Source organism: Bradyrhizobium sp. KZN70725 (genome assembly GCF_055264925.1).
Map to the genome: position 1 here is coordinate 171,016 of NZ_JBUYWT010000014.1, position 11,797 is coordinate 182,812.

Annotated in this window: 10 protein-coding genes and 1 tRNA gene; 5 read left to right on the forward strand and 6 right to left on the reverse strand. The window is 65.7% G+C overall.

Annotated elements, in window-relative coordinates; genetic code table 11:
• Positions 1-153: 153 nt before the first annotated feature.
• A complete protein-coding gene (locus tag ACZBJS_RS16515; protein ID WP_076834991.1) occupies positions 154-1,173 on the reverse strand; it encodes a helix-turn-helix transcriptional regulator in 1,020 nt (339 codons plus the stop codon).
• Between the two features lie 306 nt (positions 1,174-1,479).
• Between ACZBJS_RS16515 and ACZBJS_RS16520 the strand changes: the two genes are divergently transcribed.
• Positions 1,480-2,550, forward strand: a complete 1,071-nt coding sequence (locus tag ACZBJS_RS16520) for a hypothetical protein (RefSeq protein ID WP_316395400.1) — start codon at positions 1,480-1,482, stop codon at positions 2,548-2,550.
• Positions 2,551-2,600: 50 nt separating this feature from the next.
• On the opposite strand, the gene ACZBJS_RS16525 is transcribed toward ACZBJS_RS16520, so the two are convergent.
• From ACZBJS_RS16525 to ACZBJS_RS16545, 5 genes are all read right to left on the reverse strand, one after another.
• Entirely contained in the window at positions 2,601-2,987 is a 387-nt protein-coding gene (locus tag ACZBJS_RS16525; RefSeq protein ID WP_316395401.1) for a hypothetical protein, read from the reverse strand.
• Positions 2,988-3,119: 132 nt separating this feature from the next.
• Positions 3,120-3,195: transfer RNA gene (locus ACZBJS_RS16530), tRNA-Thr, on the reverse strand.
• A 109-nt stretch (positions 3,196-3,304) separates the two neighbouring features.
• On the reverse strand, positions 3,305-5,086 hold the full coding sequence (locus ACZBJS_RS16535) for a heme biosynthesis protein HemY (protein WP_316395402.1): 1,782 nt from the start codon (positions 5,084-5,086) through the stop codon (positions 3,305-3,307).
• 20 nt (positions 5,087-5,106) lie between these two features.
• Entirely contained in the window at positions 5,107-6,378 is a 1,272-nt protein-coding gene (locus ACZBJS_RS16540; protein ID WP_316395403.1) for a COG4223 family protein, read from the reverse strand.
• Between the two features lie 212 nt (positions 6,379-6,590).
• Positions 6,591-7,331, reverse strand: a complete 741-nt coding sequence (locus ACZBJS_RS16545) for a uroporphyrinogen-III synthase (RefSeq protein ID WP_316395426.1) — start codon at positions 7,329-7,331, stop codon at positions 6,591-6,593.
• A gap of 174 nt (positions 7,332-7,505) precedes the next feature.
• Between ACZBJS_RS16545 and tsaD the strand changes: the two genes are divergently transcribed.
• The 4 genes from tsaD (at position 7,506) to ACZBJS_RS16565 (ending at position 11,556) form a co-directional block, all read left to right on the forward strand.
• On the forward strand, positions 7,506-8,579 hold the full coding sequence (gene tsaD, locus ACZBJS_RS16550) for a tRNA (adenosine(37)-N6)-threonylcarbamoyltransferase complex transferase subunit TsaD (protein WP_316395427.1): 1,074 nt from the start codon (positions 7,506-7,508) through the stop codon (positions 8,577-8,579).
• 188 nt (positions 8,580-8,767) lie between these two features.
• Positions 8,768-9,745: an NAD(P)H-dependent glycerol-3-phosphate dehydrogenase gene (locus tag ACZBJS_RS16555; protein ID WP_316395404.1), complete on the forward strand. Its 978-nt coding sequence runs from the start codon at positions 8,768-8,770 to the stop codon at positions 9,743-9,745.
• 117 nt (positions 9,746-9,862) lie between these two features.
• Positions 9,863-10,975: an alpha/beta hydrolase gene (locus ACZBJS_RS16560; protein ID WP_316395405.1), complete on the forward strand. Its 1,113-nt coding sequence runs from the start codon at positions 9,863-9,865 to the stop codon at positions 10,973-10,975.
• 167 nt (positions 10,976-11,142) lie between these two features.
• Positions 11,143-11,556 carry an EVE domain-containing protein gene (locus tag ACZBJS_RS16565; protein WP_057021328.1) on the forward strand — a complete coding sequence of 138 codons (414 nt, stop codon included), beginning with the start codon at positions 11,143-11,145 and terminating at the stop codon, positions 11,554-11,556.
• Positions 11,557-11,797: the final 241 nt, after the last annotated feature.

The window sequence follows — 11,797 nt, forward strand, 5'->3', positions numbered from 1 at the left end:
TTGCTGTTTCCAGTTTTTTCTTCGGTCGGGCAGCGAGTTCAGCCAACGCTGATAGCCCGACGAACAGTTTCAATCGATGAGCGGAGTCGCTATTGGCACGCCCATCCAGATCGCACACTTGACGGGAGAGGTGCCTCGGAGGCGGTACTTGGCTCAAGTGCCCTTATCACTCCCAGCGTTCTTCACGCGCAGCCGGTACTCGCTAGGATCAACGTTGTAGGCTTTGCGGAATGCTCGCACGAAACTTGACCGGCTTTCGTAGCCGGCGTTGTAGGCCACAACATCGACCGGGGCTGATGTCGTCGTGAGATCGAGCGCCGCCTGCCGCATCCTGAGATCCCGAAGGATGGCCATCGGCGAACGGCCAAAGATCTCCGAGAACTTCGCCATGAATGCCGACCGGCTCAGACCCGCGCTATGCGCAAGGCTCTGAACCGTGTGAGCGGCCCCCGGCCGCGCCACCATATCGCCGAATGCACGCGTGATCTGCCGATCCGCGAGAATCGAAAACCGATCAGTCCAGCTGCGGGAGGACTTCATCGACCGCCTCACCAGAGCGATGATGACCTGCTTTAGCAGGGACGCCGTCATGGCGCCCATACCGATTTCCTGCACGCAAAGCTCCCCGACCGCTTCGCGAAGCTTCAGGTCGATCTTGTCCGTCGGCTCGAACTTCTCGATCACGGGCTCGCGCAATTCGCGAAACAACCCGACGGATTGTCCGAAGGATGCGTTGAAGAAGCCGCAGATCTGGATGATCTCGGGCTGCTCGGTCGGTGTTGCGATACGCAACACGCTGTCATGCTGCTTCCAGCAATCGCGGGAGATGAGCCTCTTCGGGCCGCTGGTTCCGTCGACTTCGATTACGAACGGGGTGCTCGGAGGCTTGATGATGAGGAGATGGGGTTCGAGCGACATCCAAGGCCCATCGCCGATCGAAATTCGTCCCCTACCACTAATGGTGTAATGGACCGCCGGTGCATCGATCGTCCCCATCTCGGCGCGATGGCCTGAGGGAATCAGCATTTCGGTGAGCGCGACGACATCGATCTCAAGTGCCCGCATGAGGTTGTTGAGATCGGCGGTGGCGAGCTTCGAGGCAGAGACGGCGATCCGCGAATCTGGCCGCTCGCCCTGTCCGCTTCCGGCCCGCGATTTGGCCGTGTTTTGCATGGCAACCTGCTTACAAGATCAACCCGTGAATCCGCTAGGCGAATCTGTCTTCACCCTTGGACTGGATTTTGTGGCACGCCAAAAGGAACCTTGGCATGGTTCAGTCCGATGGTTGGAACTTGGTCCTATCGGTGGGACCGTATCGCTGTAGGTTCTGGCCTTGAGACATGGTCTCGGCGCAACGCCGTCGCCCGTGCACGCCAGCGTCCAGCACAAGCTTGCGTGCCGCAGCTCCGATGATGCCTTGGGAATAGACTCGTCGGTTTGGCCTTCTCCTTCACGACGCCCGAACTCCGGAGAAACCCAGTGAGTGCATTCGAACAAGGTCGCGTGCGGCCCGCCGACAATGGCTTGGCGAATACGACCGCCGACAGGCTTCGCTGGCTGATCCCGGCGGCTGGAGCGATGGCCTATCCGTTCCTGCTCGATGCATTTCATCTCGCGGTCTCTCCCGCTGCTGGTCCGATGTCGTTTGGGCGACTGGCCCTGGCGGCGCTTTGCCTGTTGGCCGCGACCGCCGCGCCCTTGCTGGGTCTTGCCTGCGCATACCGGATGACCAAGGTCGAGCCTTCGTCGTTCGAGCTGCGCGCCCGGCGGCTCGCCTATCTCAGCATCGCTGCGCCGCCCTTGTTCGTGCTGACCGGCGTCGGCCTCGGTTTGCTGCACATCCCTGTCAGTGACGAGATTGTCTGGGTCGCGGGTTGGCTCGTCGCGTGCCTCTATGTGCTTTTCGGCAGCGAGCAGGCGCAACGTGCGGCACCATCAGCCGCGATTGCGCCCTCTATCGCCAAATGGCGCGTGACACATGGCGTCGCCGCAGCGATCATCCTTTTCTACGTCGCATTCCATCTCACCAATCATCTGCTGGGTTGGCTCGGACCTGATGTTCATGCCGCCGTGATGAAGGCGGGGCGCACCGTCTATCGGTCGTCCGTGGTGGAGCCCATCCTCGTCGTATTGATGCTGTTCCAGGTCGCCGTCGGGATGCGGCTCGCCTGGCGCTGGAGCTCGGCGCCTGCGGATGCATACCGCGTGTTTCAGATCGGCTCCGGCGTCTACCTCGCGGCGTTCATCGTGACCCATCTGAATTCCGCATTGGTCTCGGCGCGCGCCGTGCACCACATCGACACCAACTGGGCCTGGGCGTCGGGCGCACCGACCGGCCTGATCCACGACGCCTGGAGCATTCGCCTGGTGCCGCACTACGCGCTCGGCGTCTTCTTCGTCCTCGCGCATCTCACGTCGGGATTACGCGGCGTCCTGATCGCGCACGGCGTTGCCACGGCGGTTGCCAACCGGATCTGGGCAACCGGGCTCGCGATAGGCGGGCTGGTCGCGATCGCGATCATGAGCGGATTGTGTGGGGTGCGGATCTAGGCTTCAGCGGGCGGCCCGAGCGAGCCCGGTTGAGAAGAACATCGATGCCGTCAAGCTGAGGTTGACTTGCTGCGGTCACGCCAAAGCGCAAAGATCGCTGTTGCGAGCTTGTTCGGCCGATCAGGCCTCGCATAGCTGACCACCGGCTTGCTGGAATGATTTTCCATCAGTTCCCCTAGTATCTCGTAGTCAAGTTCGAGACCGAACTTTTCGTACGGTATGGATTCGGACTCAGCTCCCCCCGCAACATAAACGATATCGACTCGCGCCATGTCTTTCGCGATCGCCGCGGCTTCCTGCAAGGTGTCGCAGCCGTACGATTTGTATTCCCAGAAAGGATCGCTGAAGTGAAGTATCTTGCGGGTGCTTTCATCGAGCTTGCCGCGCTCTTCTTCAGAGAGCCCTATGATGATCACGTGGGCGATTTTCGGAAGCATCTGCCCAACCCCTTGAAATAGCGCCTCTAGAACTTGGTCTACCGGCGCGAGCGAGGGGTTCGACGCTCTGAGCAAGTCGTATCCGGGCGCCTTGATGCGCGCTGGGAGCAAGCTTCACTTCTGGCTGGGAAATGGTGCCGCAAGAGGGACTCGAACCCCCGACCCCGTCATTACGAATGACGTGCTCTACCAACTGAGCTATTGCGGCGAACCGTTCGGCAACGGCCGGATCACGCGGCCACCTGATATCGGGCATGACCCCGATTGGCAAGGACAACGCGGGTATCGAACCATACAGCCGTTAACCTAACCCCGAATTAGCTTCCCAAACGTGACAGAAATCCGCGCCAACCGCCCACCTGGGCCTTGGGCGGGCCGATTTGTTCCGCAAATTCGTCGACCGGACCGTCCTCGTCGACCCCGGGGTCATCAGGGGCCCGGATGATCGGGATTACGGCCGGAATGGGCGCCGGTGCGGCCTTGGGCAGGTCGGTCCGGGACCGGAACAAGGGGGCCGGCGCCGGGGGCGCCGATTCGGCGGCTGGAGGGGGAGCCGGTTCCGGCGCGGCGGGTTCGGCCGAGGCCGGGGCGGGCCCGGCCTCGATGGCCGCCGGCAGCGGGGCGTTATCCTGCACCGTCGGCGCGGCCGGCTCCAAGGGGTTGAGCTCGACTGGCTTCGCCTCGACCTGCTTCACCTCGACCGGCTCGGCCGGCTTGGCGTCCGCCGGCTCGCTGGCGACTTCCTTTGGCGGCTCGACCCGGCGCGGCGCCAGCATCGCCTCCTCGAAGGGCGACGGCTCGATCGCATGGCCCTTGTCGGACGGCAGCGCCGCCACCGGGGTCTGCCACTGGAAGGCGTCGAGCCGGCCGGTGACCGGCGAGACCGGACGCCAGCGGTCCGACACATAACCGTCGGCGGTCCAGACCGGATCGTGCAGCGCGCGCACGGCGCGCAGGGTCCAGGCCCGCGCCCGGCCGCTGTCGCCATGCTCGGTGCGCTCGATCTCGGCCATCAACAGCGCGACGCGTTGCGTCGGCGCCGCGACAAACGGCTCCAGCGCCGCGCGCGCCTTGGCGAACTCGGCCGCGTCGATCGCGGCGCGCGCGATCGCCAGCGCGCCCTCGATATGTCCAGGTTTTTTCGCCGCCAGCGTCTCGACCCGCACCAGGCGCTGGCGCGCGGAATCGCCGAGCCGCACATGCGAATAGGCGTCGGCGAGATCGGGATGCGGCTGCGCCAGCCACGCGGTCTCGACGATGCGCATCGCGCGGCGCACCTGATGCGCCTCGCTCTCGAACTTCGCCGCGAGCACGGCGGCCGGGATCAGCGTCGGCGCCAGCTTGACCGCCTCCATCGCGCTCGCGCGCGACAGGTCGCGATCGACGGTCTCGAACTCCAGCGCACGCGCCGTCAGCAGCACGCCGCGCTGCCGCCGATAGGTCGCCTTGTCGATCAATCCGGCACTCTGGTTGTTGTCGATGATCGACAGCGCGCCGGCCCAATCGCCCTTGGCGCAGCAGAAGCCGAGCACCGCATGCGAGGCCCATGACGACGACGGCGACATCTTCAGCGCTTCCTCGGCGATCATCACGGCCGCCACCGGATCGTCGGCGCGCTGCGCCTCGATGAACAGACCGCGCAATCCAAGCAGCCGCGTGTCCTCGCGCTCGGCCATGGCACGGAAGGCGCGCTGCGCGCCGTCGCGGTCGCCGTCGAGCTGCGCCGATTGCGCGTGCAGCAGCAGTGCCAGCGGATCGCCTCCGGCGTGGCGCCGCGCCACTTCGGCATGCGCGCGCGCCGCCGAAGAATCGCCATGCCCGATCGCAAGCAGGCCTTGCGTGATGGCGTGGCGGCCGCGGGCGTGACGCCGCTCGCGCCGGCCACGGCGGATGTGCGAGGGAATCTTCCAGAGCCCGCGCAGGATCACGCCGGCGACCATCGCGACGACGACGACGAGGCCGAGCAGATACATCGGCTGCTTGGACGTGAAGCGCAAGCCGCCCCAGTTCAGCACGAGATCGCCGGGCTGATCGGCCAACCAGGCCGCACCCGCTGCAGCGAGCGCGATCAGCAGCAGGAACAGAATGATCCGGATCATCAAAGACCTATTGCAAAGACTTACTGGTTGACCGTGGCGAGCGCCGCCATGGCGTTGTCGGCAAATTTACGCGACGCGTCGAGCGCGGCGCGACGCGCGTCCACCTTGGCGAGCCAGGCTTGTGCCGCCGTGCGATCCGCCGGCGGCAGCGACTTCAGTTCACGCTCGGTCAATGCGAGGTCATTATGCAAGGCAGCCGATGTCACGCGCGCGACGATGCTGCCGCGATCGGTCCCCGTGCCGTCGGTCCGCTCGATCTGGATCAGCGTGGAGGCACCGGCCTTCAGACGATCGACCAGCCCGGCACTGGCCGCCGCAGCCTCAGGCGGAGGCGGCGCAAGTTTCGGCACGATCTCGATCAGCTCGCGGCACAGCGCGTTCGGGCTCGGCACGCCTGACCTCGCAAACGTCTCGAGCGGCTTCAGCACCTCGGCATCGTCCGACAGCGCCTTCGCGGCCTCGAGCGCGGAGGCATAGGGATCGCCGTGACGCACCGCGACGTCGAGCAGCGATGCCGCGACGACGCGGCGCAGCGGCACATCGTCGGCCTTCGCCTCGGCCTTGGTGTCGGCGATCTTGCCGTCCTGCCTCGCGATCGCAGCACCCTGCGCCTTCACCGCACCTTCGACCTTGTCGATGCGCGCCGTGATGCCGGAGAGATCAGCCGCAGCCGCGCCATCGCGCGGCGCGGCTTTCGCGTCATTGACCGCCGCCGCAAGCTTGTCGGATTGCGCCCGCGTCGCGGCGAGTTCGGTGCGCAGTGCGGCGATCGATTTGTCGAGCGCCTCCAGCCGCGCCGTCGCCGCGGGATCGGCGGCCGCCGCGACCGGCCTGCCGGCTTTCGATTCCAGCGCACTCAGGCGCGTGCCGAGCTGGTCGATGGCGGCATTGGGTAGCGGCGCCGGGACCGGCTGCACGACGGGCCAGCCGAGCAGCCAGCCAACCCCGATCACCAGCGCCGCCGCGACGGCGCCGGATATCGGAGCCACCACCCAGGGCGATACCGGCCGCGCCGGTTCGGCGTCCGGCGCCGCGGAGGCGGTCTCGGGCTGCGGCTCCGCTTGCGCTGCGGCGTCGCCTTGGGGCTCGGCCTCAGGCGTCGCCGCGTCCGCGGACGCCTTGCCGGCATCCTGGTCGGCCTCCTTGGCGACTTCCTTGGCGGCTTCCTCGGTCCCCCCCGCCTTCGACGGTTCGCTGGAGATTTCGGTCGCCTGAAGATCGATGGTCGACGGCGCGCGCTTGGGCCGGGAATCCGGCGAAGATCCTGGGTCGTCCGGCCTTTCTTCAGCCATCGCGGGGGTCCTCAAAACTACTGGCCGCATACTGTAGAGCATGATGCGATCCGATTGAATTGGATCATGCTCTTGTCCTTTTGTTTGGTCGCGTTTTCTTAACGCGAACCGGTCCCCACTTCGCTTGAAAACGCTCGCCAGAATCGGCCCAGGTTCTTAGAGCACGATCCGAATAACCGAGCATTGCCTAACATCATGGTCAGACGAAAGAATTATTCCGGTCGAGGCCGTAGGGTGCGGCTGAGCGCCTCCAGCAGGGCATTTTCGTCCGGCCGCGCCGCCACCACCACCTTGGTCGCGCCGGCGTCATGGAGCACCGCGGCGACGGCCGCCGAGATGCAACATTGCGGCAGAGCGAGCGCCGAAATCTCGATCCCGTCGGCGCGCACCGTGTCCAGAAAGGCCCGCGCGCTGCGGCGGGAATAGTGCAGCACCGCGGTGATCCGGTTCGCCATGAAGGCGTCGCTGACTTCCCTCGGGAAGCCGGCCACCGGCGCCATCCGGTAGGTGGTGTGGGTGACGACGCTGAGCCCGCGCTCGCCCAGTTCGCCCGCAAGATCGCGCGAAAGGTCGGCGCCGGCGAGATAGAGCAGCGTCGCCGATGCCGGCAGTTCGCCGGCGTCGACCCGTGCGAGCACGAGCTTGCGCAGCGAGACTGCATCGCCCTTCGCCACGATCACCTTGTCGAAGCCTGCGGCGCGCGCCGCATCGGCGGTGTGTGCCCCGACCGCGAACAGCGGCAGCCGCAACAGCGGGCTGGTCGCGAGATCGACCGCGCGCAGCGCATTGGCGCTGGTCAGGATGACAGCATCATAATCCGCATCGTCGTCGCCGCGGAACGGCACCGGCTCGAAGCGCAGCACCGGCGCCGACAGGGCGTCAAAGCCGCGCTGGCGCAGCGTCGCGAGCGTCGCGTCATTATCCGGATGCGGTCGTGTGACAAGGATTGTCAGGGTTTCAGGCCTCCAGCCGTATAAATTGGACGTTGGCGACCGATTGCACTTTAAGACCTCGCAATGCTACCCCGGAGCGGACGTTTTGATGAGCATCATCTTGCCGGACACCGGTTCCGGCCTGTCCGGATTATGCTCGTAGCACAAGGACCGAAATTGGGACACGAACCACCGATGCTGGTGCTGGGGATCGAAACCACCTGCGATGAGACCGCGGCCGCCGTGGTCGAGCGCCAGGCTGACGGGCAGGCGAAAATCCTCTCCAACGTGGTGCGCTCGCAGACCGACGAGCACGCCCGCTTCGGCGGCGTGGTGCCGGAGATCGCGGCGCGCGCCCATGTCGACCTGCTCGACGGCATCGTCGCCACTGCAATGAAGGAGGCCGGCGTCGGCTACGGACAATTGTCGGCGGTCGCGGCAGCCGCGGGCCCCGGCCTGATCGGCGGCGTGATCGTCGGTCTCACCACCGCGAAGGCGATCGCGATGGTGCACGATACGCCGCTTATCGCGGTGAACCATCTCGAGGCGCACGCGCTGACGCCGCGGCTGACCTGCGCGCTGGCGTTTCCCTATTGCCTGTTCCTGGCCTCGGGCGGACACACCCAGATCGTCGCCGTGGTCGGCGTCGGTGAATATGTGCGGCTCGGCACCACGGTCGACGACGCGATGGGCGAGGCGTTCGACAAGGTGGCGAAGATGCTGTCGCTGCCCTATCCCGGCGGACCGGAGGTCGAGCGCGCGGCCGCCGGCGGCGACCCGACGCGGTTTGCCTTTCCACGTCCGATGCTCGGCCGCGCCGATGCGAATTTCTCGCTGTCGGGACTGAAGACGGCGGTGCGCAATGCAGCCAGCCGGCTGGAGCCGCTCGAGCCGCAGGACGTCAGCGATCTCTGCGCGAGTTTCCAGGCCGCGGTGCTGGAATCGACCGCGGACCGCCTGAGCGTCGGCCTGAAGCTGTTTCAGGAGCGGTTCGGCACGCCGCGCGCGCTGGTCGCGGCCGGGGGCGTCGCCGCCAACCATGCGATTCGAAGCGCGCTGCAGGAGGTCGCGGCGAAGGCGCAGACCACGCTGATCATCCCGCCGCCGGCGCTCTGCACCGACAATGGCGCGATGATCGCCTGGGCCGGCGCCGAGCGGATGGCGCTTGGCCTCACCGACACGATGGAGGCGCCGCCGCGCGCGCGCTGGCTGCTCGACGCCAACGCCAAGGCGCCGGCCGGCCACGCCAACAGCCGCGCCGGATATTGAACAATGTACGACGGGGCGCGCATCAGGCACCGTCGCACCTCGCCCCGCTTGCGGGGAGAGGTCGGATTGCGCAGCAATCCGGGTGAGGGGGTACAGGTCTCAACACTCGGCTCGCTCGCGGATAAAGCCCCTCACCCCAACCCTCTCCCCGCAAGAGCGGGGAGAGGGAGCGAAGACAGGCCCGCCTGATGCCGGCGCATATGTCCGTGAGCGTGATCGGTGCCGGCGCCTGGGGCACGGCATTGGCCGATGTCGCGGCGCGCGCCGGGCGCAAGGTGACGCTGTATGCGCGCAATGCCGAGCATGCCGCGCAGATCCAGGCGACGCGGGTCAATCCGCGGCTGGCTGGTGTCCGGCTTCATCCCGGCATCGCCGTGACGTCGGACATCGCCGCCGCGGCACAGGCCGACATCATCCTGGCCGTGACACCGGCGCAGCATCTGCGCGCGGCGGTCGGGCATCTTGCGCCGCATCTCAAACCCGACACGCCTGTCATCGCCTGCGCCAAGGGCATCGAGCACGGCACGCATAAATTCATGACCGAGGTGATCGCGGAAGCCGCGCCGCGCGCGGTCCCCGCGATCCTGTCGGGGCCGAGCTTTGCCGACGACGTCGCGCGCGGACTGCCCACCGCCGTCACGCTGGCCACCAGGGACGAAGCGCTGGCACGCGCGCTCGTCCAGGCGCTCGGCTCGGCGACCTTCCGACCCTATCACACCACCGATGTGCGCGGCGTCGAGATCGGCGGCGCGGCCAAGAACGTGCTGGCGATCGCCGCCGGCATCGTGGTCGGCAAGAATCTCGGCGCCTCCGCGCTCGCCGCACTGACCACGCGCGGCTTCAGCGAGCTCGCAAGATTGGGCCGCGCCTGCGGCGCCCGCGCCGAAACACTCTCCGGCCTGTCGGGATTGGGCGATCTGCTGCTGAGTTGCTCGACCGCGCAATCGCGCAATTTCGCACTCGGCCTCGCGCTCGGCCGCGGCGAAGCCGCGCCGATCGGCAAGCTCGCCGAAGGCGCGTTCACCGCGCCGGTGCTGTGCGAGCTCGCCGCTGCGCAGAAGGTCGACATGCCGGTGTCAAACGCGGTCGCCGCGATCCTGAGCGACCGGCTGACCATTGACGCAGCGATCGAAGGCCTGCTGACGCGGCCGTTCAAGGCGGAGTAGCGCACGTCACGGTCGCGCGTGGCAGAGCTTCACCATCCGTGCGCGCCGTACTAGCGTGGCGGCGAACCGTCGGATCCCGGTCCAACAAATCGAAAAACGGATCCCAAGGGAAAACCCATGCGTCAACCGCATCGCGCCATCCTTTCGATCAGCCTCGCCGTCGCATTCACCGCCTCATCCGCCATAGCCCACGCCCAAACGGCCGCCACCTACGACGACCTTGCCAAGAGCGAGGCCGCCGCCAATGCCGACAACGGCAAGCGGGTCGCGCCGCTCAAATCGATCGGCAATCCAACCGCCGACGTGTCTGCCGAGATGCAGGCAATGATCGGCGCGCCCTATCCGCCGCATTTCAATGCCGACCCCAAAACCCCTGCGGAATGGAAGGAGTTGATCGATCGCCGCGCCAAGCTTCTGATCGCGGGTATTCCGGCGCTGAAGGCGAAGCTCGGCGTCAAGGTCGAGGAAACCAGGCTTGCCGGCGTGCACTGCTACATCGTGACCCCGAACAAGATCGCGCTCGAGAACAGGCGACGCCTGCTGATCCACGTCCATGGCGGTGGTTACGTGTTCGGCCCCGGCGAAGCCGCGTTGCCGGAAGCCATCATGATGGCCGGCTTTGGCGGCTTCAAGGTCCTCTCGGTCGACTACCGGATGCCGCCGGACTTCCCCTATCCGGCCGCGATGGACGACGCGATGGCGGTCTGGAAGGAAGTTCTGAAATCGCACGAGCACCGCCGGCTGGCCATCTTCGGCACCTCAACCGGTGGGGCGATGACGCTTGCGATGGTGTTGCGGGCGAAGGATGAGAAGCTGCCGCTGCCCGCCGCCATCGCGCCGGGCACGCCATGGTCCGATATCGACAAGATCGGCGACAGCTACGCGAGCAATGAATGGGTCGACAACGTGCTGGTGACCTGGGACGGCTGGCTCGGCCGCGCCGCCAGGCTTTATTCAAACGGCACCAGCCTGAAGAACCCCTACATTTCGCCGATCTATGGTGACTTCAAGGGCTTCCCACCGACCATCCTGACATCGGGCACGCGCGATCTCTTCCTCAGCAACACGGTTCGCACGCATCGCAAGTTGCGCCGCGCCGGCGTGATCGCCGATCTCAATGTCTATGAGGGGCAGTCGCACGCGCAGTACCAGTTCAACGTCGACGCGCCCGAGACGAAGGAGACGTTCACCGACATCGCCAAGTTCTTCGATCGCTATTTGAAACAGTAAATGCCGCGCTTCTTGATTTGACGCGTTTTCTTCACGCGAACCGGCATCCATCCCGCATCAAGTGCGGGACAGGCTTCGCTTGAAAACGCTCTGGATCGGGTGCCCGTGCTTGTCGCGGGCATCGACGTCGCTGTAGATTGCGGCGCAATCGAACGGGGTGAGTTGCGATGAATTACTGGCTGGTGAAATCCGAACCGTCGGTCTGGTCGTGGGACCATCAGGTCGCCAAGGGCGCGAAGGGCGAAGCCTGGACCGGCGTGCGCAACTTCACGGCACGGCAGAATCTCGTCAACATGAAGAAGGGCGACAAGGCGTTCTTCTATCATTCCAACGAGGGCAAGGAGATCGTCGGCATCGCCGAAATCATCAAGGAAGCCTATCCCGACCCGACCGACAAGACCGGCAAGTTCGTCTGCGTCGACATCAAGGCCGACAAGCCGCTGAAGACGCCGGTGACGATGGCCGCGATCAAGGCGGACAAGAAGCTCGCCGACATGGCGCTGGTCAAATATTCGCGGCTTTCGGTGCAGCCGGTGACCGCGGAGGAGTGGAAATACGTCTGCAAGATGGGCGGGCTGTGATGTCTCGTCCAACTCTACTGTCGTCCCGGCGAAGGCCGGGACCCATTACCCCGAATGTCGATTGCTGAAACGAGCTGGGGCCACAGCGAATTCTAGTCACAGGCGGCTGTGGTAATGGGTCCCGGCTTTCGCCCATAGGCGCTAAAATAGGATTTGCGCCTTGGCTTCGCTTGTGATTCCAAGATGGAATGGCACACGAATCGCTTGTGAACAAAGATTGGGCGCGCGTTGTCGCCCGACT

Excerpts from the sequence above, each read along its gene's own strand:
- ACZBJS_RS16515 (WP_076834991.1), bottom strand. The coding sequence starts at position 1,173 with ATGCAAAACACGGCCAAATCGCGGGCCGGAAGCGGACAGGGCGAGCGG.
- ACZBJS_RS16525 (WP_316395401.1), bottom strand. The coding sequence starts at position 2,987 with ATGCTTCCGAAAATCGCCCACGTGATCATCATAGGGCTCTCTGAAGAA.
- ACZBJS_RS16535 (WP_316395402.1), bottom strand. The coding sequence starts at position 5,086 with ATGATCCGGATCATTCTGTTCCTGCTGCTGATCGCGCTCGCTGCAGCG.
- ACZBJS_RS16540 (WP_316395403.1), bottom strand. The coding sequence starts at position 6,378 with ATGGCTGAAGAAAGGCCGGACGACCCAGGATCTTCGCCGGATTCCCGG.
- tsaD (WP_316395427.1), top strand. The coding sequence starts at position 7,506 with ATGCTGGTGCTGGGGATCGAAACCACCTGCGATGAGACCGCGGCCGCC.
- ACZBJS_RS16555 (WP_316395404.1), top strand. The coding sequence starts at position 8,768 with ATGCCGGCGCATATGTCCGTGAGCGTGATCGGTGCCGGCGCCTGGGGC.
- ACZBJS_RS16560 (WP_316395405.1), top strand. The coding sequence starts at position 9,863 with ATGCGTCAACCGCATCGCGCCATCCTTTCGATCAGCCTCGCCGTCGCA.
- ACZBJS_RS16565 (WP_057021328.1), top strand. The coding sequence starts at position 11,143 with ATGAATTACTGGCTGGTGAAATCCGAACCGTCGGTCTGGTCGTGGGAC.